Genomic DNA, 24,663 nt, shown 5'->3' with positions numbered 1-24,663 from the left:
TTTTATCAGTTAACGCAATTTTGCACACAAATTGTATTCCACTTTAATACTATTTAGTCGCTTCTATGATGTAAGACGCAACAAAGTCCTCAATATTTCTATCTGGAACCCATGAATTAATAATATCTTTACTGTTATCTTTCGGAGTTAATCTAATATCTTTGAAACCTGCTTTATGCATCATGATTCTAATGTTTTCAATATATTCTGCTCCAGCAATACAGCCTGTCATCATACTTAAGTCATTTTTTACTTGGTCAGGTAATTCTGCTGTAGCAACAACATCAGAAACGGATAATTTTCCTCCTGCTTTCAGCACTCTATATGCCTCACAGAATACTTTCTCTTTATCGAGAGACAAATTAATAACACAGTTAGAAATAATTACATCAACAGATGCATCTGCCACTGCAAATGTTCTATTTCTCCTAATCTGAATTCAACATTTGAATATCCACTTTTCTCAGCATTTTCACGTGCTAATTTTATCATTTCAGGTGTCATATCAACACCTATTACATATCCAGCCTCTCCCACTTGCCCTCTAGCAAGGAAACAATCAAATCCACCACCGCTTCCTAGATCAAGTACATTGTCTCCATCTTTTAATGTAGCTATTGCAATAGGATTCCCGCATCCCAATCCCATATTGGCTTCCAACGGTACTTTGTTTATATCATCTTCCGAATATCCTATTCTTTTTGATGATTCACTAATATCTACAATTGTATCAGTCCCACAGCAACCACTACTACAGCAACAACCACCTTGTGCTCCCTTTAAGGCAACTTCAGCATAATTTTTTCTAATTAATTCTCTCATTTCTTCCTTTTTACGTGTCATAATTATCCTCCATAATAATTTTTAATCTATCATATATATAGACGATAATAAATGAAAAAGGACGCATTTTTATACGTCCCATTTTATCTTTTACAATAATTACATTCTAGATTTTTCACTTCATAGTCAATAATATTTCCTCTACCATCTATTTCTAGGTTGCAACAAGATAAAAATTCTTCTTTAAGTAATTCCCGCGCCCGTTGAACTCGTGATTTTGCACCTGAAACTGATAAACCAGCTTTATCTGCCAATTGCTTTTGAGTTACATTTTCGATTTCAGTTAATGTTAATGCCTGTTTGTATTTTTCAGGTAGGTACTGGATCATCATTATTAAGCAGTGTGAGATTTCATTAATAGTGGTCTTTTCATCTAAGTTTTCACATATTGCAATATCTTCTGATAACTCATTAAGATATGAATCATGTTTTTGCATTCTATAGTAATCAATTATGGTATTTTTAGTAACCGTGTATACCCATGCATGTATATTATTCAATTTTTCCAACTTGTTAATGTTATTATAAATCTTCATAAATACGTTTTGTAAAACATCTTCAACATCTTGCTCATTATTAATACGCCTTTTTATGAATATTCGTAATGGTACACTGAATTCATCCCATATAATATTGAAGTTACTTGCCAATGAAATATCACGCTCCTAATAACTTTAGATTTCATACTTTCTATTATTTTCATTCTTTATTATATGAATACAGTCATATAACAAGACTTTTCTTTATCTTCTCTTGCATAAGAAATCGCACCTGTGGACATAGATTTCTACAGACATAGCAGTGTTCAACACATGCTTCTCTTTTGAATTATAATAAGTACAGAGTTTTCCACTAGTCATCCCCCATGATATCATTGATTTATACAACTTCCACATTCCTTATGGAACATATAATCAATAACCGGAGACAAATTTGTTGAGAGGACGTAATTTTCATCACCCCCTCATAATCAAAATAAAAATTTAACTATGGACACTGGGTAAACATTCTGCTCCACAGACAATCGCCGCAAGACGGAGATAACCCAAAGCAATCATCTTCGGTGCCAGTTGCATAATCACAACCATCAACGAAATTGCAGTCTAAACAAGAAGGATATTTGTTGTTAGTAATGCGCTCTCTGAATTTATCATAATTTTCATGATTCCAAATATCTTTCAAAGATTCTAGTTCCAAACTTCCAAATACAAATTTTTTAATTTGTTTTTTCCTGCCAAATACATATTCCGTATAATCATGAGAAAATCGATAGCACGGAGATACTTCTCCCGAAGAACAAATAAAGGCGGACGAATTTTCGACAAATCTGCACTCTCTTATTGTTTTCAATTCAAAATTAGGAAGTGAAACCATGATACCTTTTTTCATACAATAAAGTACTATCTTTTGAAATAAGTTCTTTATTTCTAAATTTTCGTATCTCGTATACAAGATAGAGTCTTTATTTACTTCTAGTTGAGGAATCATATTGGATACAATGAATCTGTTTGCTTTTAATTCTTTGGCTATATCAATTACCTTAAAAATATCGTTCTTATTTTCATCTGACAATACGAACTGTACATCTACAACAGGTTTTTTCGAATTATGCCTGCCTTTTAGCATATTTAGCATTTTAATATTATTTTCAACCAAACTTAAGTCAATTCCTCTTATCTCCTGAAATGTATCCGGAGTTCCATCAATTGATACAGTTATATTATCAACATATTGAATCAAATACTCTGCTAGCTCTTCATCAATTAAAGTGCCATTTGTAGTTACAGTGATACTATAATCTTTCAGCAATTCCAAAGCTTTTTTAAAATTCTTGGCATATGTAGGTTCCCCTATTCCTCCTATAACAATCTCTCTCATTTCATCCTGCTCTTTAATCTCATTTACCAATTTGTGTAATACTTCATTTTTCATGTCACCAAATACATTTCCCCATGATCTCCTGTAACACATTTTACAATTTAAATTACAATTATCAGTAAGTTCTATATATATCTTTTGTAAACCCATGTGATCACCTTCCATTCTTAAAGACGTACTTTATTGACTGTTTTAATGCGTTAGAATACAGATTTCTAATCCTTCTAGTATTTTCTTTGCATTTTCAAAGCCATCACTGTTAATGGTATAATGCATCCATTTCCCCTGTCTGGTTGATTCCACAAAGCCTGCCTCGTATAAAATCTTCATATGATGAGATAATGTAGACTGACTAATTTCCAAATCCTCTAATAATTTGCAAGCACACTTATCCCCACTTTGTAAGGTTTCTAGTATTAACAGCCGATTGGGATCGCCTAGCGCCTTAAAAATGGCTGATTCTTTTTCGTACTTCATTTTCATTTGTTCCTCCTCACATTCAAAAATAGATATGCATATATTATACAATATATCATTTTTTGTCAATTTAAGTTCCATAAGATACTCAGTATTTATTGATTTCACCATCATCTAATACAATTAATCTTTTCTATTACACAATAAAAAATTGAATGTATAAAAGAACTAGCCGATTATGATAACTGAAATTTTTTGTACAACTTCAATACTTATCCCTATAGCTACGGCTCGTGTTGTATCTAACACAAAATTTAAAGGCAATAGTACCAAATTCAACACAACTTAAAATTAAAAGGCTAAAAATAACCATTAGCAGTTTTATTAAGATTTCTGCATTTTTTAAATAACTAATCTGTTCAGCTCCCACTTTTACCAACATAAAAACAAATAAGTGAAGACACAGAATTTGAATTGTCTTCTTTCCCACAACTGTTCCAATTAATGTCAGAATCTTGCTTTTTTTCTCTATAAAATACGCCAATTCCATACATAGAACAGAACCTAATGCTCCTACCACTAAATAGAGAATCATGGATTTGCCATAGTTTCCAACAGACATATTAACTGAACCATTCAGGTAAGAAAGCCCAACAAATGCACTTATTACCGCAATGATAAAATGTGGTCTTTGATAAAGCCATCCCACAAGATTTTTTCTCTGAGCAAATCTTCCAAACAACACAAAAGATACTGCATATAACGCACTATCTAAACTCCAGGGAATCAAAACCGGGCTAAGATAGTGTAGCGAAATTGCCAGTATCAAAAAGCCTCCATTAATAATACCAATTTTCTTCTGATCATCTTTAGACCAGTGTATCAGCCACCAGAAAAATATCAAAGTAAGAAACATACATGTCAAAAACCAAGTCGGTGCATTTAGATTCTGCATAAAATAAATATTGTTAGTCCTTTCTCCAGAAAACATAGAATTTCTGGAGTAAATAATTCCAATGATTGGGAAGAAGGAATCTACTGTTATTCGACCAGTTAGTACATTATTCTTAAAAAAGAAAAACAAAAATAAAAATAAATTATAGAATAAATATGGCAATAATAAACGTTTTGCTTTTTTACCTGCATAACTCCAGAGTTTTTCATCTTTATGATATGTAAAAGTCATCCCAGATAACATGAAAAAGATTGGCATATAAAACATTCCACCAAAATAATTAATAACTCCAAAATCAAGCTCTGCATGATTAACTAACACAATCATCATCCCTATCGCCTTTGTAATATCCATCCATGCAATCCGCTTTTTCTCCATATAATTTGCTCCTTTTCATTTTAACTCGCATGATTTCACTTGCTTGCAAGGGTGAAATCACAGAGTTAGGACGAAAAATTTTATTTTTCAACCTATCCTTTTAGGGATCATTAATTTCACGATTCGATTCTCCATATATTTTCCTAGCGTTTCCAAATATTTTTCACTTAGCCTGGAAATAATAAGCACCAATAATGTAGTTAAAATAAAATCTATGAACACTGTTATCTGGTACCCTAGTATTCCCTTAAACATTCCGAAAAACCAACTGGAGAAAGTAGCAATAACAGGGAAATGCCACAAATATAGAGAATAAGAAACTTTTCCCAAGTATTGCAATGGCCTACATCCAAACAGCTTCTGTAAACTATTGCAACCCAGAATTCCGGCAACTATAAGAACAGCTCCTAATAAATGATAAGTAATTACCTTTGGAGTTCCTAGCATAGCATAAATAGTTCCCTCCATGGAAATGCCAATTGATGGGTAAGATGCCAAATAACAACCTAATATAAATATCAGTATTGGAATAACGGGATATCTTGAATAGCGTTCTAGCCATTTTTCCAGAGTATACCATAAATCGCACATTATAAACCCAAAAATAATTCCAGCAAAATCTGTCCTTAGCAACACAAGAAGCATTACTCCATAGGCAATATAGCGCAATGAATTTTCACCTAACAGATAGGCTGCCAAATAAACAATTAACGCCCCCCAGAACAAATAAGGAATTGTCCACAATACTCCATTATAATCATTACTTCCGTTAACAAAGCAACCAATCAAGCTCTCGTAAAGTGCCTCTGATAACCTTGGCGTGAAATGATTAAATCCATAAAACCAATCCAATGATTTGGTAAACACTGCTGTCTCACTGTTACGATAGCATCCAAAATACATTAGGATTACAATGAGCATATTACTAATCAAAATTAGCGGTGCCAAACGGAAGTACCTTTTAACCGCACCTACCTTAAGTTTCATCTTATCACGTGTCTTGAAATAGCCAAGACAAAGTACAAAGCCACTAACAACCATAAATAAACGCACAGCAAAATTGCCATTATATAAAATATTGAGAGGGGTCTTTCCTAGTATAATTTCTATTCCTCCCTCTGTATTTGCATGCTCCGGTTGCAGACTATACGCTGCATAGTAAAATGCGAAGACAAAGTGAGACAAATAAACCATGAGTGCCCCTAGCCCTTTTAATCCATCAATATAAGCTAATTTTTTCATGGATCCTCCTTGTTATTTTCCTAAATATCAAGACCTATTTATTAAACAAATCATACTATAAATTAATTTTAAATTTTATATCAATGATTTTGTGAGTCTATCTTTTATATTTTATTTTTCAATAAATATTTGCCTGTATAGTCAACCATCTTCAATTTCCCATTTTTAACTAATAGCATCAAAATCAATCCACCTATTACTAATAAAAACGATAGCAGCTGTGATACTCTTATCATATTAAATAAATAAAGGCTATCAGTTCTTAGTCCTTCTATAAAAAATCTTCCTGTTCCATACCCAATAAAATATATAGCAAGCAAACTTCCATCCTTAACTTTCTTATGTGCTATTACCATAAGGATTACAAATATAAACAAATTCCATATGCTTTCATAAAAGAAAGTCGCCTGATGCCATTCTGATACAGCATCTATATATACCCCATAAGGAAAGAACTGAAGCTTTGGATTCGTAATTATTTCTCCGTAAGCTTCTTGATTCATAAAATTTCCCCATCGACCAATTGCCTGACCTAGTATAAGACTTGGAATCGACAAATCTATCATCTTTAGTATGGGGAATTTATGTATTCTGCAAAAAATAACAGCTGACAGCAGACCGCCGATTACACCTCCATAAATAGCTAATCCGCCTTCTCTTGTTGCAAATATTTTTATAATATTATCCGCATAAGACTCCCATTCAAAAACAACATAATAAATTCGTGCAGAAATAATTGCTATTGAAAGTGCAATGAGAATATAGTCAAATATCAAATCTGTTGTATAACCATTTTTCTTTGCTCGATAAGCAGCTAATGCCACTCCAAGTAACATACCGAATGCTATAATCACACCATACCAAGCTATATTAAATCCTTGAATTCCAAATAAATTTTCAAATAAATATCTATTCATTTTTCTTATCCCATTCATTAAGTTATCGTTCTTTTTTTCTTTCTAACTTCATTAGTATTTTCATTATATTCCTCTAATCCAAAGGGTTACTGTGCAAACTATCCTACCACACAGGGTTACTTGTTATAACTTTTCCTTTTATCTATTATTTATTCTGTAGTAATTTCAGTTATATTATTTTGACTTCCAGTATTCTGCGGCACTGAACAACTGCACCCCCCAAAAAACACTTTATACAATAATAGTAGTATCATAACTATAATAAAAATATCTAATAAAATATCGCTTTTATTTATTCTCTTTTTTGCTTCTTGTTGTTTCTCTTTTTCTTGCATCATCTGCCCTCATTTCATTATAATAGGAAAAAGATGAAAACCTTTTTTATTTTCATCTCTTCCTGAATCTATATTATCTATCTTACCTTTTCTAATATTTTAACTGCTTCTTCTACTTTAAGAACTTTACCATAAGATACTACTTTGCCATCAACTACTAATGCTGGAGTAGACATTACGCCATATGCTGCAATTTGAGAAAAATCAGTAATATGATCAATAGTCGTATCCATTCCTAATTGTTCCAATGCTTTTTTCACATTTACTTCCAGTTCATTGCATTTGGTGCACCCTGAACCAAGTACTTTTACTGATGCTTCACCTTCTATATCTTTCACTTCTTGTTCGCTAGATTCAGCATCACAAGCACCGCCACAACTACAACTGCTTATTTCTTTATTTATTTCGTCTTTTTTCTTTCCAAAACCAAATATTGCCATACTAAGTACTCCTTTCCTTCTAGAATCCCAGATAAAACATATAAAATGCTATAATTAATATAGCACAACCCATTACTATTTTTAAGACCTTGCTGAATCTTCCGTACTTCTCACTATGTGAAAGTTTCTGTACAAATCCAACGCTTGTACCTGCAACTACTGCTAATATAGCGTGACCTATCGAATATAATAGTAAAAGTAAAATTCCCCATATAACACTTCCTTTACCAGCAACAATCGCTAATAATGCAATTAAAACTGGTGTCGAACATGGTGAAGAGAATATGCCCCCTAACACACCTGCAATGAATGCTCCTATATAACCGGTCTTTTTGCTTTTTGAAATTAAATAGGTGGAAGGTATAAAATTAAATACTTCCCATGTTTGTAACGCCATCATTAGCATTAGAATACCCAGTGCAATATACCACCACTTTGCAGATGTCCCGATTAAGTTACCTGCAAGAGATGCCAATGTTCCTAATGTAGTAAACGTTACAGCAGTCCCCAAGGCAAAGGTCAGTGACAGTTTAAAAGCCTTCTTTGCATCCTTTTGACCCGTTCCACCAACCACTCCGATGACAAGGGGTATTGTTGATAAGGAACAAGGTGTTACAGAAGTTAATGTTCCTGCCACTAATGCTAATAGTGGTGCCAGCCACATACTATCTTTTATCATCACCGATAAAGATTCAAGTATTTCATTCATCTCTACTCAACCCCCATTTCGGCAAATATCTTTCGCATTTGCTCTTCGGTAATACCTCCTTGATGAACAGTAAACACATGTTCATTTGTATCCTTTGAACTATACATTGTAAATTCAATTTCTTGTGTAAGTTCATCACTTGGTACATATGGTGTTCCATCTGCATTAAAAAATACTTGGGTTGGAATAACCGATACAGGGAAATCATTTGCGGCAGTTGTGTTTTTCCACACATCTACGAAATGTACTATCGCTTTTCCTTGAAAATCTTCATGTAATGTTTCTAAAACCGGTGCCATTTCTTTACAAGGTATACAAGAATCCGAGCCAAAGTCGATAACAAAAGGAAGTCCATAAGACTTGATTTCATCTAAATCAACGGAAGATATTTCTAATAATGAGTTTTCTCCATCTGTACTCTCTTCACCTGCATTTTCAGAATCTGTTTGAGCTGTATTTTGATTATTTAGTTTATCTTCCTCTGCCTTTTTATATACATATATACCTGCCACAACTACTAACGCTAAAATTACAATAAGTATTTTTACCCACAAATTTTTATTTTTTTTCATCATTTCATTTTCCAAAAATAATTTCCTCCTGTATTAAAATTTTCTCTCTTCATTATTTGGAATCGCTATCGTATCACCACAAATAGAATTGAATGTTTCCTGTAAATTATTTTAAATTTCTTTCATCAACTGTCAGATATCAGTTTTAGAGTAAAACAAAATCTTCTTACCCTATTCAGTTACAAACGTCTTACCAATTTCATCTTTAATATCTAAATCTGAAGCTCTAACTAAAATATACTGATTTTCTTCTTCCATGTATGAATCTAAAACACCTGTTACTTCTACCCATGTCCCCTCTTCCGGAATGTCTCCTTCCCATGCTATCTCAAAACCAACAATGCTTTCTTCCTCACCACATGAACATGCATATGTGTTTCTTACAACATAGTAATAGTCTTTACCTTCATATTCTTCCAAAAATATGTATCCCTGGTATTTCACTGTTTCACCAAGATATTTATCTGGATAATTGTATACTTCTTCTACTTGTGAAACAAATTTATCTTCTTCAATTTCTAATACGCCCTCTTGGTTAGCAGATATTTCAACAGCTGCAGATTCCGCATTTTCATTCTCATCCCATATTTCCATTTCAGCTGTATTACTTGAATCTTGCGTCAATGCATTAGAATCTGTTCCACTATCTTTTGCTTCTTCCAATCCTTCTGTTTCAGTAGAATTGCTTCCATCTTCTGTTAGTATGCTTGAATTAGTTTCACTACTTTCTAACATTTTTTCATTCGTATTACTTTGGCAACCTGTTATTAATACTATAACTAATCCGATTACTAAAAATACTATTTTCTTAGATCTGCATCTACTCATTATTTTAGAACCCCATTTACATTATTTTGAACTCACTACATAATAAATAATTCGCGTGAAATATGCCTCCTTCCTTCTAAAATTAGATTTCTTATGCTAATTATACTTTTTTAATTGGAATAGCTTATAATTAAACGTATCTACATTTATCGATATTTTACCAATTATATCTATAAATGTCAATTTGTTTAACTGTCGTTCACACAATTTTCATATTCTTATCTATTTTATTTTATCAATATAATAAGTAAGCCATTAATCTATACTCTAACTTATATAAACGACTTACCTACTTTCCACCTTGTATAGCATCCAAGGCTCATAATTTTTCATATTCACATATACCTCTCTCTATTTAGTTTGTTCTGTTACACATTTTGTTTTCTCTCATCTTAACTTGAAGCTTTTCCATATCCCCTTTTATAACTGGATATAAGTTCGTATTACCTGATATACATTGAAATATCTTATCAAATAGTTCATCTTGTATATTTAAAGAATAGAAAATCCATTGTCCTTGCCGCTCATCTTTAACAAAACCCATATCTCTTAACTTAGTTAAGTGTCTCGATACTTTCGGTTGTGGCTCATTTAATATGTCGCATATTTCACATACACAAAGTGCTTTTTTAGAAAGTAATAGCAATATCCGTAATCTTGTTTCATCCGAAAGCATCTTAAATAATTCTATCAGATCTGTCATTTCTCTTTCCTCTCTTTACGTACTAAACTAATATATATATGTATATTCGCATATCCATATATATATTAGTAAAAATAATACTAAATAGTTATGAATAATTAACAATTTCCTCCACAACCGCAGGAAGTGTTATCATTCGTACCATTGGGAGGTGTCCACCCTGTATCATCACCAATATAAGTAATTGCACCATTGGGGCATAAACTTCCACATCCATGGCAGCCCTCAACACATCCATTTCCATTTACTACAATAGGCGTTGGTGCCTTTGAGGCATCGTACACTCCGTGTGAACATTTCTCTATGCAGGATCCACACTCTGCGCAATTCACATAATCTATAACCGGATACCATTTTCTTGACATCTAATTTTCCTCCTTGTTTTTGGGACGCTAAAACCATAATTGTTTGAATTCCTCATTACTTAGCATATAGATATATTCCTGTATATTCACATCGCTTAATAATGCTTCTATCTCTGACTTATCATATCGCTTTCCTTCAATCTTTTTCGTTAATTCCTCCACTGGATTTTCTTCGAAGAAATCTCCATATAAATTGCAGCTGTCAATCATTCCGCCTTTCATATGCATTGTAAGTGATACGCTTCCAGCAGGAAATCGTAATTCTTTTTGATAACTCATCTGTGGTGATTTTCCAAAATTCCAGTCCCAGGTATTATATTTGTTGTTTCTAATCTCTGTTATTGCTGAAATATCTTCATTTGTTAATTCGTAGTTTTGTATACTCTCTCTATCTTCATGAAACATACTGATTATTAAGGAATCCTGAAAATCAACCAAAGTAATATCTTTATTAATATACTCACTAATATTGGTCACTCTGCTTTTTACGGATTTAATCCCTTTCGACTCAATCTTTTCTTTTTTTACGTTTAATGCTTGTGATAAAACAGTTAAATCGCTTGAAAACATAAGTGTGCCATGATGTAATACTTTACTTTTATAAAAATACTGGGCATTACCGGAAAATTTTTTACCATCTATCGTAATGTCATTTCTTCCATTAAATTCTGCATCTACATCAAACTTTTTCAGGCAGGCAACAACAGGCAGTGCAAAAAAGGAAAAATCATTCGCATACAACTTTCCATCATTTTTTATTATAGTATAATTAAGATTTCCAAAATCGTGGTATACAGCACCACCTCCAGACATACGCCTTACAACATTTATTTTATTTTCTTCCACAAAATCACGATTAATTTCTTCATAAGCATTTTGGTTTTTCCCAATCACAACCGTAGGCTCATTCTGCCAAAGAATAAGAACATCCTCGTTTATATCCTTATATTTCATAAAATATTCTTCCAATGCCAGATTGAAATATGGATCATTCGATTTATTAATAATATTGATCAACTTCATACCTCATTTCTTATTTGATTCGGGGTATTATTTAAGCAAGAGGTAATTTTATATTTTCGCTCTTGCTTAAATAATTTATATACTCATGTTATATCTTTTGGTTCCGTTATTCTGCTAAAATGGTATCAACTTTCTTACATATTTCTTCTGCAACTTTGTCAACCATTTGATAATGTTCTTCTTTTAAGTCCCTTGCTGAAACGATATCGGAAAGCATAACATCTTCACCAAACAGCTCAGAAAGAACAATTGTATCCCTCACTGCTCCGCTGAATTTTACGGTAGCTTTCCTTGCACAGCATTTACCACAACCGTCTACAGCTATAACAGGATAATTTTTAGCGAATTCTCGTTCCTCGTCACCACCTGCAATATATAATGGAAGACACAGAGTTACTACTTTTCCGGTTCTTAGCTCTTCCATAACTTTTCTGGTCGCAAGCCTAGCAATGGTACCTCCCAGAAACTCTTCGCCGCTACATGAAAGTACTCCTACTTGAATATCAGCCATTATTCTGTTCCTCCTCTACCAATTCCGTAACTTTCGCAGCAATTTTCTCTGCAAATTCATCAACAATTTTCCACCCGTCATCTGTCAATGCGGTAGCCGAACCTGCGTCGACACCTCTGTGGTTACGCATTTCATCTACTGAACGAAATTTTGCTTTTATAATTCCTCCTGCCTGTTCCACACTTTTTGCGGAGCACAGCGCCGGGCATCCATCCACTGTAATGCATGTACAACCCTTCACTTTTTCAGTTGCATCTGACTCACCTGTTACAACATGTGCAAGACAGACTGTTTCTGCATTTTCGGGGAGAAGATTGTTCGTTACTTGTAACGTTGCTTCTCTTGTCATTAAACCAAATACTTTTCCAATTCCACTACATGCAATTACCTTTACTTTAGACATGAAATTCATCCACCTTTCGTTTTAATACTGAGAAGTATCCTTTAAACTCATGAAGCAAATCTTTATCACTTTCAAAATCAGCTAGCTTCATTTCTAAAATCCAGCCTTGCTCATAAGGATTTTGATTAAGCAGTTCCGGTTCATCCAATAATTTTTCATTAATGGCTGTAATCGTTCCACTAACAGGCGAAACAATTTCAAAAACAGCCTTACCGGATTCAATCGACCCAGCCTCTTCAAACTGCTCTATCTCACTTCCGATTGCAGGAGGTGTAAAAAACATAATATCCGATAAGCTTTTTTGTACATAATCGGCAACGCCGATTCGTGCTCTATCACCTACAACATAGACCCATACATCATTTTCATTGAAATAAAAGCCTTCTTCCTTCGGAATACGAAAAACAAATTTGTCCTTTGTATAAACTTCATATGTAAGAACTTCAGGAAATTGTACTGAATTTTCTTCAATTTCAGAAGCTTCCTTTTCCGATGTTAATTTGTCAACAATTATCTTTGCAAGTTTTAATTCATTATCATCGACTCTTAAGCTTTTTCCCAACTCTATTTCATTCGTTTTTGCTTCTTCTGTTATATTGATTTTTTCGACAATTTTCAGATTTTTTTCTGTAGCAAGTTTGCTCGCACAACGTGTCGCACATCCATCAATAACAAGTAACGGTTTTTCCTGCGCAATTTTATTATACTTGGCATCTGCCACACGGTAAAAAACTGGGCAGATGATTTCGCTATCTGTGTTTTCTGAAAGAATCACTGCTACTTCCTTTGCAACGCATCCTGCACATTTATCCAATCCGTTACATGGAAGAACTGCATAGGATTTACTCATTTTCATTCGCTTCCTTTCTCATAGATTTTATATGTGCTGTAGTTTCATTCTTATTTGGAAAGCTGATCGCATCTTCTCCACATGTCTTCCCACAGGCACGGCAAAAAACCACGCAATTATTTGGATTTTTAACCACAAATTTTTGTTCTTCGTCTTCATGCACTTCATACACGTTATGAGGGCAAAATTCTACACACTCCATACAATAATTACATTTACTAAAATCTATACGCGGACTCCAGTCAATCTGTTCTCTTGGTACACCCATAAATGATGTTTCACTCATTATTCTTCATCTCCTTCATAACCTAATTCTTTCAATGCATTTTTAACTACTTCAAACGCTTTTTCATTGGTCATATCTCGAATGTCTAACATAATTGAATCCTTTTCTACATCCAGCCCTGCTTCTTTAAATGCCTGTTTAAACATTTTTTTCTGCATGTTAGGGGCACACGCTCCTATAATAACTTTTCTGTGCGCCTTTAAGTAATCGGCAAGAAAACGATCACCGTCCTCTTCACATAGTTGTGGGTGAATAAAACCATATTCTACCGGAAGTTCAACTCTTACCTGATTAATAAAATCCCAGATGTCCATTGCCTGAAAACCGGGACATTTCCCTGTGCATACGCACATAATAAATCCATAACGTTCTTTTTCTTCCATTTTGAATTCCTCCTAATTTGTTATTATTTTTATAAATAAGCTTATTGTAACAATTTCTAAATCAACAAAGGTAAGTGCTGTTTCTACATCAATATTTTTTCTCCAAAGGATTACTCCTCATTAATTTATATTTTATGTATAGCTCTACCCAATAAATCTCCACAAGCTTCCCAAACCGCTTCTGAAAGGGATGGGTGTGGGTGAATCATATCAGCCAAATCATCTGCTTTTGCCTTAAGTGTAATTGCAAGTGTAATTTCGGAAATTATTTCCGAAGCATTTATACCTAATATCTGCCCACCAATAATCGTATTTTCTTGATCTGCAATCACTTTCACAAAACCTTCACGTTCACCCAAGGTTAATGCTCTTCCATTATTTCTGAAGTTAAATCTGCCTACTTTTGCAGCTATACCTGCCTCAATTGCTTCCTCATGCGTCATTCCTACTGAAGCTATTTCAGGATTTGTATAAACACAGGCAGGAACTGCTTGATAGTTTACTTTACTACTAATTCCTAAGGCATTTTCTGCTGCAACCTTGCCCTCCATAAATGCAAGATGCGCAAGCAGCTTACCGCCCACAAGATCTCCAGCGGCATATACTCCTTTTTTGTTTGTTTCCATGCTCTCATCTACAATAACAGCACCGTTCATAATATTTAAGTTTAAATTCTGAAATATATCCGAATTTAATTTTCTGCCTACTGCAACCAGAACTGTTTCACAAGATTGAGTAGAAACTTTTTCTCCCTGATTATATGTAACCGCCAGACCATCTTCTGCTTTTTGTATTTCTGTTACTAATGCAGATAATTTAAAGGAGATTCCCTGACGTTTCATTAATTTCATTAGTTCATCGGCAACTTCTTTGTCTTCACCCGGAAGTATGCGGTCCTTTTGTTCAATAACAGTGATTTTAACTCCGATTGCCGACCACATGGACGCAAACTCAAGTCCAATCACTCCTCCGCCAATGATTACTACACTTTCAGGCAGGCAATCTAAAGACAATGCTTCATTACTTGTAATTACACCCACCAGATTAATTCCATCAATCGGGGGCATCATCGGAACAGCTCCCGTCGTTAAAATAAGTTTTTCACAGCTTACCTCAATCGCTTCCTCCTCTGTTTGAACCACTAATTTTCGTTCTGATATAACACTGCCTCTGCCCTTTATAATAGTTACACCATTTGCACGTAGCAGCTGTTCAACTCCTGTGTTCAGATTTTTAACAACTCTATTTTTTCGTCCAAGTGCAGCATTCCAGTCAATATTCCCTATACTGCTTTCTATGCCAAATTCCTTTGACTTCTTTATTGTTATCGCTGTGTCTGACGTTTTCAGAAGTGCTTTCGTAGGTATACATCCGATATTTAAACATCCCCCACCTAATTCCTTTTCTTCAATCAAAACAACTTCTGCTCCAAGCTGTGCTGCCCTTATTGCAGCAACATATCCTGCTGGTCCTCCACCTAAAACAGCTATGTTGGTATTTACTCTATCCATACCGCCACACACCTCCAATCGTTTTTATATGAAATATATTGTTATCTTTTCACATTATTTTACTTTTGAAAAAAGTTCATCTAATATTTTTTTTGCATTACAAAACCCTTGTTTATTTAAGGAATAATGCGTCTCTTTACCAACCCGACTGCTATCCACAAGTCCCGAATCACAAAGTATTTTCATGTGATGAGATAATGTGGACTGTACAATATTTAGTTCCTCTAATATTTTACATGCACACTTTTCTCCATCTTGAAGCATTTCTATAATCATCTGTCGATTTGGGTCACAAAGTGCTTTAAAAACCCTCGCGTTCTCTTCATGTTCAATTTTCACTACTTTTATCACCTCTTATCTATATTATTCGATATGTTATATATTACGCTTCATATCGACGCTTGTCAATATTTGATTAAAATCTAAGCCAACTTTCTTGTTCCTTATTTAGGCTAACTTAATTTATTTACTGAGATTCTCAGCCTTTGCATAAAGCTCTTCTACTTCTTTTTTTGATACAAACTTTGATATGATAAATGCTATCAAAATAATTCCTGGTATATCTATAAGTAACCTTGTAACTGCAAACTTGGTTCCCAACGATGCTATTTCAAATAGAAACATTGGTATTTTTGTAGTTGACCATGCCCCAATAAATATAAGGATATTCATGAATTTTACACCTTTTTTCATAAATACAGCTGCTACCGGAAATGCTCCATACAATGGTCCGGCTGCTGCTGAACCCAGTATGATTGATAATATCACACCCTTTAGTCCCGAACCTTCTCCCATATACTTTACCATGGTTTCACGCGGAACCCATACATCAAGCAGACCAAGTAATACAAATACCGGCGGTATTACAAGCAACATTTCTTTAAAGGAATTTGCTGATATCGTTAATGCTTTGAATCCTAATTTATGATTAATCATTGTTAAAATTCCAATTAGGACTAATACTCCCCAAAAAGCACGATATCTTTTTAGAATTTTTTTCATATCCCAGTCACCACCAATCCAATAATATAAGCCACAATAAATGAAAAAATAAAAGCACTAATATTTCTTAAAATAGTTATTTTCTTACCAAAATATTTAATTTCAACAGGCATTGTAACAATTCCTACCATCATTAGTGACGAAACGAACGCGCCTATCTGCATATACCCTGCTCCACCTTGCAATAAAAGTGCCGCCATCGGAAATGCAACAAAACCAGGTATTAATGTAATTGCTCCCACAACAGCCGCAATAGCAACTCCCATCCATCCTGAATCAGCTCCAATTATTTTTGAAATTGTCTCCGTATTAAGTACAGCCAGCATTACTCCAACCAACAATATAACAACCAGAAATTCTGGCAAAATATTCTCAAATGCTTTCCATGCTTTTTTAAGTGACATTTTTGTTTTCTTTTTATCTTTAATAAAAGAAATTATTAAAAATAATATGGTAATACCATAAAAGATATAAGTATCCATATTCAATCCTCCATGTATAAGCATATTTTATGATTATGGGGTCAATCGGTTATGTTTTTTCATGCAAGTATGAAACACATGACCTTTTGACCCTGGTATCATTTTATACTTAAATTCTATAACATCTCTTTTGTGAAACACCATTATATGTTAAAAATATTTTTGTCACTACATTTATTAACTTCGGCTTGCAGTGTTATATGGCTAATACCATAATGCTCTATTAAAAGATGTTCAATTTTGTCATAAATTTTTTCAGCTTCTGATAGCTTCATATCCTCTATATCTATATGTGCTTCAAAATAAATTGTCTTTTCATTACTCATCCAAGAATGAACATGATGTATATTTATTACACGTTCAATATCCTCAATATCATTTTTAATTGCTTCATAATCCAGTGTTGCAGATGACTGCATCAAAATATCAGTTGTCGTCTTTATTACATTCCAGGTTTCTTTCAAAATATACAGAGATATTAATACGGTAACTAGTGGATCAATCCAGGTTATTCCCCATAGCTTAATGGCTACACCTCCTGCTAAAACTCCTATGGACGATACAGTATCACTAAGCAGATGAAGATAACTCGATTTAATATTCAAGTTTTCATGCGAATCCTTTTCTAATAGAAAAACAGAAATAAAATTTGCTATCAGACCAATAAAAGCAACTATTATCATCAATGTTCCATTTATTGTTTCTGGTGACTGAAACCTTTTTATTGCTTCAAATATCAGCCAGATTGAAATAGCCAGTAATACCGTTGAATTGACAAATGCCGACAGTACTTCCGCTCGTTTATAGCCATAAGTTTTTTTAGCATCTTTCGGTTTACTCGATATTTTATTTGCAAAATAAGATAATGCAATTGCAACTGTATCACTTAAATTATGAATTGCATCCGATAATAAAGCCAGACTTCCAGAAAGTATTCCTCCAATTATCTCCGTTATCGTAATTGTTGCATTTAATAGTGTTACCCAAAAAATCTTTTTTCCCGATAAGGTTGAAGCATCATGTGAATATCCAGAATCCTGATGATTGTGCTTATGATCATGATCACTCATTATTACTCACCTCAATTATTGCTTTGTTTTTTCTCATTTCAAAACCCGCAATAAAGAATGCTGCAACGATTCCAACAATAAGAATGATAAAAGATGTATTCAAAAAAATTCTTGCAGTTCCATAAGTCTTCATAATACTTCCATTTAAGCTGGTACCCACTGCACCACCTACAAACATACAAAATGAAGTAAGTGACATTGCAGTTCCTCTCATTTTAGGTAGTTGTTCCTGCGCCGTTGAAATCAGCGTTGATTGAAGGAAGATAAATGCCAATCCAAATCCCAAAAGAGCCAAGCCTAAAAACCAAACATTTGTAACTGTGGAAAGAGCAAACAATGATATCGCTCCTATTATACCTGCTAAAACTAAAAATCCATTTTTAAGCTTTGCCTTCAACTTAGGTGCCAATCTTCCACCGATGACCGTACCCACTCCGAATAGGGAAAGAATTAAGCCAACAATTAATATATTATATCCGGTAATATCCTGTAGTAAGGTTCCCGAATAAGTAAAACTTCCAAAAACACTAAATCCTAAAAAGAAGATAGTTAGTGCAAGTCTCATAAATTTAAAGTTTGTCAGCGGTTCTTTATATGCTTTTACGAAATTCAGCTTTTCGACTACCGGTTTATCACGCTCCAAAATCTTAAGCATAATAACTGAAAGAATCAATTCTCCAACACCATAGATAGCGTAGACTAATCTCCATGATCCAAAATATGATAAAGCCCCTCCAATTGCAGAAGCTGTCGCAGCACCTAAAAACATAAGTCCCATAACTTTTCCAAGAGCTTTATGACGATTCTTATCATCAAAGCTTTGTCCGACTAAAGCCATAGTAACTGGGAAAATTCCCGCACCAAATGCGCCATTCATAGCTCTAAAAAATATCAGTGATGGTAAATTAAATGCAAATGCACCTAATATACTAAAAATAGAAGTTCCCATTGCTGCTATATTAATTATTTTTACTTTGCCAAACCGATCTGACATAGGTCCAAAAATTAATGTAAATAATCCGAAGGCAAGCATATATGCAGTAACTGAAATAGCAGCTGTACTTACCGATATATTTAGGTCTTTTGAAATATTAATGATTAAAGGTGCTGCGGCATAATTATCGCCATTGGCTAGGAACGCCATTAAACCCAAAATCATAATTAGTTTGTTTTTACTTTTGTTATCCATGTTATTTTCCTCGTTTCTTTCAATTCTAATTTCATACACTAGTGCTATATAAGCTATACTTTTTATGATTAATATTGTAAAATCCTTTATTCACCCTCTTTACATATCTATATTCATCGATATTTAAATTATAACATCAAATCGATATATGTCAATATGATAAGGTAAGAAAATATCAAACTTACTCGTTTGATATTCCTTTTCTTCTTATTATTACTAGTGGCAATGTTTATCTTAAAAGATTAATACCTTCCTATCCTATTCCAGTCTCTTTCAATACCTGGCTCTTTGTATTGCCAGTTTGCAGGAATAGCCAAGCCAGTTTGCTTGTTATATTGCAGCGCTTCTAGAATTCTTATAATCTCATCTATGTTTCTTCCAACATTCGTAGGATTCGTTAATATTGCTTGTATGACACCTTCTGTATCAATTATTAATGTAGCTCTATAAGTAAATCCTTCTTTTTCATTTAGGACATCATATTCCTTAGATACTTTATGCGATCTATCTGATAAAAGAGGAAAATTTATAGCCCTACCAGTCGGTGTAACCTGGTTAAAGATTTTATGGGTATAAATACTATCCGTACTAATTCCTACTATAATCGTATTCAATCTACTAAATTCATTTATTTTTCTAGTAATTGCAGAAAGTTCTGTTGAACATATTATACCAAAGTCAGAAGAATAAAAGAAAATTACGATCCATTTCCCATTTAACTCACTTAGATTTATAATAATTTTTTCATCTTTAAATACACCTTCTAAGCTAAAATCAGGAGCCAAATCTCCAACTTTTATACACGTGCTTTTTGATGCTTCAGTCAAACATTTTATTTGGCATCTATTTTCTTTCATATTATCCATGGTGGAATATGAATATTGATGGTTCATAGTTACTCCAAAAAAATTATTTACTAATATACTATGTTTACTAATAAAAACTGTTAATTGTTATAAGTTAACACTACCAACTATATTCAGCTGATAGTGTTAATTCTGAGTTTAGCATTTATTATCACATTGTTTTCACGTTACGCAATTAAAAAGCTAAACGCATTAAAGAAATATCCTATTGCAATTATTCCAACGGTAACAATTCCGATAAAAATTACTAATAATTTGTTTTTTACAACCCTCTTTAACATAATCATGGAAGGTAAACTTAGCGCAGTAACTCCCATCATAAAAGAAAGAATTGTACCTACCCCAACACCTTTTGCGTATAATGCTTCCGCAATTGGAATCGTACCGAAAATATCTGCATACATTGGAACGCCAATGACCGTTGCAATTAGAACTGAAAATGGATTGTTCTGACCTAATACACTCTGAATTATCGTCTCTGGTATCCAGTTGTGAATTGCAGCTCCTATTCCAACACCTACTAAGATATAAAGAATTACTTTTTTAACAGTAGCCTAAACTTGTTCTTTGGCATAAACTATTCTTTCTTTTTTTGATAGATCCGGAGTTTCTATATCAACAGTTGATGCTGAATTAACAAATTTCACAACATAGTCTTCCATCCCTAACTTATCTATGATTGTACCTCCAACTACTGCTAATATCAGACCTACAATTACATACGCGATTGCAATCTTAGCGCCAAATATACTCATTAGAAGAATAAGTGCACCCAAATCTACCAACGGAGAAGAAATTAAAAAAGAAAATGTCACCCCAACTGGTAATCCTGCATTTGTAAAACCTATAAATAAAGGGATGGAAGAACAACTGCAAAACGGCGTTACTGTTCCTAGCAATGCACTTAGAATATTTGCTTTGATTCCATGAAATTTGCCAAGTATTTTCTTAGTTCTTTCAGGTGGAAAATAGCTTTGAATATATGAGATAACAAATATTAATACGGATAATAATATTAATATTTTTATTGTGTCATATAAAAAAAACTGAATGCTTCCCCCTAGTCTTGTAGATATATCCAGCCCTAACGCAGACAATCCATCTCCTATTAATGCATTTAACCATTTCATACCAAGTATCTGGTTCTGAAAAAAATCCCAAATCGTTTTCATATTTAGCACCTTCCTTATTTTTTATATATCGATATACATCAATCTGATGTTATCATATTCTTTATATCGATAATTGTCAATATGTTTTTTATTTTTTTCTCTTGCTAAATATTAATCTAACCTATACTTCTTTAGCACCTACTTATTTTTCTATTATACACATCTTAATTTTTATTCGTTCTCTAATGTTATATAAATAAATTCCTCTCACCCTATGTTTGGGTAAAAGGAATTTATTTTCTTATATAGCATTTTTCTAATAACTAACCGTCTCTCGCTTAGGTGCGACAGGCTTTTTTGAAAATATTGCAGTAACAAATCCAAGAATCGGTAACACCATCACCAAGATCAATGCAGCATTATAATTCCCAAATCTTGCAAAAAGAATACCAAATGGTAATGGTCCAATTGATGAGCTAATAACATTCCCTACCATAGACATACCTCGTATGCTACCAAGATATAACGTTCCAAAATAATTGGACCATACCACACCATTATTTACGGATTGCAGTGCATTTGCTGTTCCATGCAAAATTGCAAATAATATGACCATTGTAATTGAATTAGAAAAAAACAGTGCTATTAAGGCACTTAACTCAATCAACGAAATTACAGCAGCTACATGATGCTGTTTGACACCGTCCATAAATCTTCCAGCAATCAGCGTAATAGGAAAGCTGACCATAGAAAAAAGACTTAACACCATAGCAGCATTACTAGCCGTCATGTTTTTTGTTTGCATAATAGAAACAAGATGAAATGTTAATCCTGTTGTTATTAGTGGAAGTATTATCTGACAATACAGCATGCCCCAAAACGCAAATGTTTTCATAGCTTCCTTGGGTGTAAAATACTCTTCTTCCTTTGAAAACTTAATCCCTTCATGCAAATCATCACTACTTGATTCATTGTCTGGAAGTCGACCTATATCCTGTGGTCTGTTAAAAAGATAAAAGAAGGTAACTGGTATAAAAATAATCCATACTAAAATACCCCATATTCTCCATACATCTCTCCAAGATATTATTTTAAAAAGACTGGCATTTATAATCGGTATAAAAGTGGAAGCTATTACTGCTCCAATAGACATGATTGAAAAAGACATAGCTCTTTTCTTTACGAACCATTTTGGCAAAACAAGTGATGGTAATAAGGTCATAGATCCCTGTCCTAAAAATCGACTAAATGCAAAACCTATAAAAAGTGTTACCAGACTCACATTAAAGCTATTCCAGAAACAAATTCCTCCTAATAGTATTCCAACTGCAATCATAGTTTTCTTTACACCAATTTTATCCGCTATATTTCCCACACTAAATATTAATAATCCGCTTAGTAATGTTGCAAACGAATAGAGGCTAGATACCGTTGCACGATCCCATCCCATATCATTTACATAAATATCAATAAATCCTGAGATAAAAAATGTCTGTCCAGGTGCAGAAAAAAAGTAAGACAAAGCTGCTGCGAACACTATCACTAATCCATAATTAAATTTTTTGTTTCCTGATAAACTCTTTGGTGATAATCTCAATTTTCTTTCCTTTCATAAAAACTTAATAATTTTCCTTAAACTTCTACAATAACTGGCAAAATCATTGGTGCTCTTTTCATCTCTTTCCATATGAAATCACTAACATCTTCTTTTACAGCTCCTTTAATTTTTCCCCAGTCTTTTGCATTTTTACTTCTATCTAAACTTTTTTCTACAACTTTTCTGATTCTTTTCATGATTTCATCTGACTCTCTTACATAAACAAAACCTCTTGATACTATATCTGGACCAGAAATCAGCTGATTACTACCCTTTTCTAAAACCATTACAACAACAATTAGTCCATTTTCTGACAAGCTTTGTCTATCTTTAATAACAATATTTCCAACATCTCCGATGCCAAGTCCGTCAATAAATACTTCACTTACTTTCACATGTCCTGTAATTCCAGCTACTTTTCGGGATAATTCCAGAACGTCGCCAGATTGTAACACAAATATATTATCATCCGGTATTCCCATTGACTGTGCGAGCTTTTCCTGTGCTTTCAAATGCTTGAACTCACCATGCACAGGTATCAAATATTGAGGATTTATTAAGGAATAAACAAGTTTGAGTTCCTCCTGACAGGCATGTCCTGATACATGGGTATCCTGGTAAATTACATCGGCACCTTTCATAGACAGTTCGTTAATAACCGAAGAAACTGCCTTTTCATTTCCTGGAATTGGCGTAGAGCTAAATATTACCTTATCGCCAGGCATGATTTTAATTGTTTTATGTGTGGAATTTGCCATTCGGGAAAGTCCAGCCATATTTTCACCCTGACTTCCAGTTGTAATGATAACCAATTTCTGATCTGGATAGTTCTTCATTTGTTCCACTTCAATCACTGTATTTTCCGGGATTTGAATATAACCTAACTCGGAAGCCACTTTGATCACATTTACCATGCTTCTTCCCTGAATTACTACTTTTCTATCAAACTTATATGCGGTATTAATAATCTGATTTACCCTGTCTACATTAGAGGCAAAAGTCGCAAAAATCATTCTATTGGTTTTATGCTCTGAAAAAAGTGTATCAAAGGTCCTTGCTACCAGTTTTTCTGATACGGTAAATCCCGGTCTTTGTGCATTGGTACTATCACACATTAACGCGAGTACACCCTTTTTCCCAATTTCTGCAAATCTCTGTAAATCAATAGCATCACCAAAGAGTGGTGAATAATCGATTTTAAAATCTCCGGTATGAAAAATGGTTCCAGCTGGCGTTGTGATTGCAAGCGCTGACGCATCCGCAATACTGTGGTTTGTCTTTATAAATTCAACACGAAATCCACCAAGATTAATAGATTGTCCATGTTTCACTACTTTTTGTTTCACACTCTTTAGCAGATTATGTTCTTTCAACTTAAGTTCAATCAATCCATGTGTTAACTTAGTTGCATAGATAGGAAGCTTCAAATCCTTTAAAATATATGGTAGTGCACCAATATGATCTTCATGCCCATGGGTGATAAAAAATCCTTTTACTTTATCTCTGTTTTCCAGAAGGAAGGAAAAATCCGGAATTACCAGATCAATTCCAAGCATATCATCGTCTGGAAATGAAATTCCACAATCAACAACAATCATGCTATCCTCATACTCAAACACAGTTATGTTCATTCCAATTTTTTCGAGCCCTCCGAGTGGTATGATTTTAACCTTTTTTTCATTTAATTCTATCTCTTTCATTATTAGCCTTTCTGCGTATTTACGCAATGCAAAATACCTTCTTATGCACTTATAACCAACTACCCTCAGCAATGAATGATGCCGATTGATAGTTGG

The 24,663-nt window shown here is 33.6% G+C and carries 28 protein-coding genes and 2 pseudogenes; all 30 read right to left on the bottom strand.

Features of this window, described 5'->3' with window-relative positions; genetic code table 11:
* Positions 1–49: 49 nt before the first annotated feature.
* Positions 50–648: pseudogene (arsM, locus tag V7D18_RS05520) on the bottom strand (arsenite methyltransferase).
* A 278-nt stretch (positions 649–926) separates the two neighbouring features.
* Positions 927–1,493, bottom strand: coding sequence for an RNA polymerase sigma factor SigZ (gene sigZ / locus V7D18_RS05515; protein ID WP_426152238.1), 567 nt, complete (start codon positions 1,491–1,493; stop codon positions 927–929).
* 337 nt (positions 1,494–1,830) lie between these two features.
* Complete coding sequence (locus V7D18_RS05510; protein ID WP_426152236.1) at positions 1,831–2,871, bottom strand: tungsten cofactor oxidoreductase radical SAM maturase; 1,041 nt, start codon at positions 2,869–2,871, stop codon at positions 1,831–1,833.
* 42 nt (positions 2,872–2,913) lie between these two features.
* Positions 2,914–3,204 carry an ArsR/SmtB family transcription factor gene (locus V7D18_RS05505; RefSeq protein WP_426152234.1) on the bottom strand — a complete coding sequence of 97 codons (291 nt, stop codon included), beginning with the start codon at positions 3,202–3,204 and terminating at the stop codon, positions 2,914–2,916.
* Positions 3,205–3,403: 199 nt separating this feature from the next.
* Positions 3,404–4,471: an acyltransferase family protein gene (locus tag V7D18_RS05500; RefSeq protein ID WP_426152232.1), complete on the bottom strand. Its 1,068-nt coding sequence runs from the start codon at positions 4,469–4,471 to the stop codon at positions 3,404–3,406.
* 87 nt (positions 4,472–4,558) lie between these two features.
* Entirely contained in the window at positions 4,559–5,713 is a 1,155-nt protein-coding gene (locus V7D18_RS05495; protein WP_426152230.1) for an acyltransferase family protein, read from the bottom strand.
* A 104-nt stretch (positions 5,714–5,817) separates the two neighbouring features.
* Positions 5,818–6,630 carry a prolipoprotein diacylglyceryl transferase gene (gene lgt, locus V7D18_RS05490; RefSeq protein WP_426152228.1) on the bottom strand — a complete coding sequence of 271 codons (813 nt, stop codon included), beginning with the start codon at positions 6,628–6,630 and terminating at the stop codon, positions 5,818–5,820.
* Positions 6,631–6,779: 149 nt separating this feature from the next.
* Complete coding sequence (locus tag V7D18_RS05485; protein ID WP_426152226.1) at positions 6,780–6,968, bottom strand: hypothetical protein; 189 nt, start codon at positions 6,966–6,968, stop codon at positions 6,780–6,782.
* Between the two features lie 74 nt (positions 6,969–7,042).
* Entirely contained in the window at positions 7,043–7,405 is a 363-nt protein-coding gene (locus V7D18_RS05480; RefSeq protein WP_426152224.1) for a thioredoxin family protein, read from the bottom strand.
* A 19-nt stretch (positions 7,406–7,424) separates the two neighbouring features.
* On the bottom strand, positions 7,425–8,114 hold the full coding sequence (locus V7D18_RS05475) for a cytochrome c biogenesis CcdA family protein (RefSeq protein WP_426152222.1): 690 nt from the start codon (positions 8,112–8,114) through the stop codon (positions 7,425–7,427).
* A 2-nt stretch (positions 8,115–8,116) separates the two neighbouring features.
* The gene (locus V7D18_RS05470) at positions 8,117–8,701 is read right to left on the bottom strand and encodes a thioredoxin family protein (protein WP_426152220.1); all 585 of its coding nucleotides are present in this window, start codon (positions 8,699–8,701) and stop codon (positions 8,117–8,119) included.
* A gap of 156 nt (positions 8,702–8,857) precedes the next feature.
* A complete protein-coding gene (locus tag V7D18_RS05465; protein ID WP_426152218.1) occupies positions 8,858–9,514 on the bottom strand; it encodes a hypothetical protein in 657 nt (218 codons plus the stop codon).
* A gap of 355 nt (positions 9,515–9,869) precedes the next feature.
* Entirely contained in the window at positions 9,870–10,217 is a 348-nt protein-coding gene (locus tag V7D18_RS05460) for an ArsR/SmtB family transcription factor (RefSeq protein WP_426152216.1), read from the bottom strand.
* Positions 10,218–10,315: 98 nt separating this feature from the next.
* On the bottom strand, positions 10,316–10,582 hold the full coding sequence (locus tag V7D18_RS05455) for a 4Fe-4S dicluster domain-containing protein (protein WP_426152214.1): 267 nt from the start codon (positions 10,580–10,582) through the stop codon (positions 10,316–10,318).
* Positions 10,583–10,609: 27 nt separating this feature from the next.
* Positions 10,610–11,605 carry a lipoate--protein ligase gene (locus V7D18_RS05450; RefSeq protein ID WP_426152212.1) on the bottom strand — a complete coding sequence of 332 codons (996 nt, stop codon included), beginning with the start codon at positions 11,603–11,605 and terminating at the stop codon, positions 10,610–10,612.
* A gap of 106 nt (positions 11,606–11,711) precedes the next feature.
* Positions 11,712–12,116, bottom strand: a complete 405-nt coding sequence (locus V7D18_RS05445) for a putative zinc-binding protein (RefSeq protein ID WP_426152210.1) — start codon at positions 12,114–12,116, stop codon at positions 11,712–11,714.
* Complete coding sequence (locus tag V7D18_RS05440) at positions 12,109–12,519, bottom strand: putative zinc-binding protein (protein ID WP_426152209.1); 411 nt, start codon at positions 12,517–12,519, stop codon at positions 12,109–12,111. The genes V7D18_RS05445 and V7D18_RS05440 overlap by 8 nt, the downstream gene beginning before the upstream one ends.
* Entirely contained in the window at positions 12,512–13,369 is an 858-nt protein-coding gene (locus V7D18_RS05435) for a putative zinc-binding protein (RefSeq protein ID WP_426152207.1), read from the bottom strand. Before V7D18_RS05435 ends, V7D18_RS05440 begins: the two co-directional genes overlap by 8 nt.
* Complete coding sequence (locus tag V7D18_RS05430; protein WP_426152205.1) at positions 13,362–13,655, bottom strand: 4Fe-4S dicluster domain-containing protein; 294 nt, start codon at positions 13,653–13,655, stop codon at positions 13,362–13,364. The genes V7D18_RS05435 and V7D18_RS05430 overlap by 8 nt, the downstream gene beginning before the upstream one ends.
* Positions 13,655–14,038, bottom strand: coding sequence for a hypothetical protein (locus V7D18_RS05425; protein WP_426152203.1), 384 nt, complete (start codon positions 14,036–14,038; stop codon positions 13,655–13,657). The genes V7D18_RS05430 and V7D18_RS05425 overlap by 1 nt, the downstream gene beginning before the upstream one ends.
* A 125-nt stretch (positions 14,039–14,163) precedes the next feature.
* A complete protein-coding gene (gene lpdA, locus V7D18_RS05420) occupies positions 14,164–15,549 on the bottom strand; it encodes a dihydrolipoyl dehydrogenase (RefSeq protein WP_426152201.1) in 1,386 nt (461 codons plus the stop codon).
* Positions 15,550–15,603: 54 nt separating this feature from the next.
* Positions 15,604–15,888 carry an ArsR/SmtB family transcription factor gene (locus V7D18_RS05415; RefSeq protein ID WP_426152199.1) on the bottom strand — a complete coding sequence of 95 codons (285 nt, stop codon included), beginning with the start codon at positions 15,886–15,888 and terminating at the stop codon, positions 15,604–15,606.
* Between the two features lie 123 nt (positions 15,889–16,011).
* Complete coding sequence (locus V7D18_RS05410; protein WP_426152197.1) at positions 16,012–16,551, bottom strand: permease; 540 nt, start codon at positions 16,549–16,551, stop codon at positions 16,012–16,014.
* The gene (locus V7D18_RS05405; RefSeq protein WP_426152195.1) at positions 16,548–17,033 is read right to left on the bottom strand and encodes a hypothetical protein; all 486 of its coding nucleotides are present in this window, start codon (positions 17,031–17,033) and stop codon (positions 16,548–16,550) included. Before V7D18_RS05405 ends, V7D18_RS05410 begins: the two co-directional genes overlap by 4 nt.
* A gap of 143 nt (positions 17,034–17,176) precedes the next feature.
* Entirely contained in the window at positions 17,177–18,103 is a 927-nt protein-coding gene (locus V7D18_RS05400) for a cation diffusion facilitator family transporter (RefSeq protein ID WP_426152193.1), read from the bottom strand.
* Entirely contained in the window at positions 18,096–19,292 is a 1,197-nt protein-coding gene (locus tag V7D18_RS05395; protein WP_426152191.1) for an MFS transporter, read from the bottom strand. Before V7D18_RS05395 ends, V7D18_RS05400 begins: the two co-directional genes overlap by 8 nt.
* A gap of 242 nt (positions 19,293–19,534) precedes the next feature.
* Positions 19,535–20,185: a peroxiredoxin gene (locus tag V7D18_RS05390; protein WP_426152189.1), complete on the bottom strand. Its 651-nt coding sequence runs from the start codon at positions 20,183–20,185 to the stop codon at positions 19,535–19,537.
* A 140-nt stretch (positions 20,186–20,325) separates the two neighbouring features.
* A pseudogene (locus V7D18_RS05385) lies at positions 20,326–21,330 on the bottom strand (permease).
* Between the two features lie 256 nt (positions 21,331–21,586).
* Entirely contained in the window at positions 21,587–22,867 is a 1,281-nt protein-coding gene (locus V7D18_RS05380; RefSeq protein ID WP_426152187.1) for an MFS transporter, read from the bottom strand.
* 35 nt (positions 22,868–22,902) lie between these two features.
* A complete protein-coding gene (locus tag V7D18_RS05375; RefSeq protein WP_426152185.1) occupies positions 22,903–24,567 on the bottom strand; it encodes a ribonuclease J in 1,665 nt (554 codons plus the stop codon).
* Between the last annotated feature and the right edge of the window lie 96 nt (positions 24,568–24,663).

This window comes from Lacrimispora sp. 38-1 (assembly GCF_049890855.1).
In the GTDB taxonomy this organism is placed as follows: Bacteria; Bacillota; Clostridia; order Lachnospirales; family Lachnospiraceae; genus Lacrimispora.
This window is presented reverse-complemented; position numbering and strand designations above follow the sequence as displayed.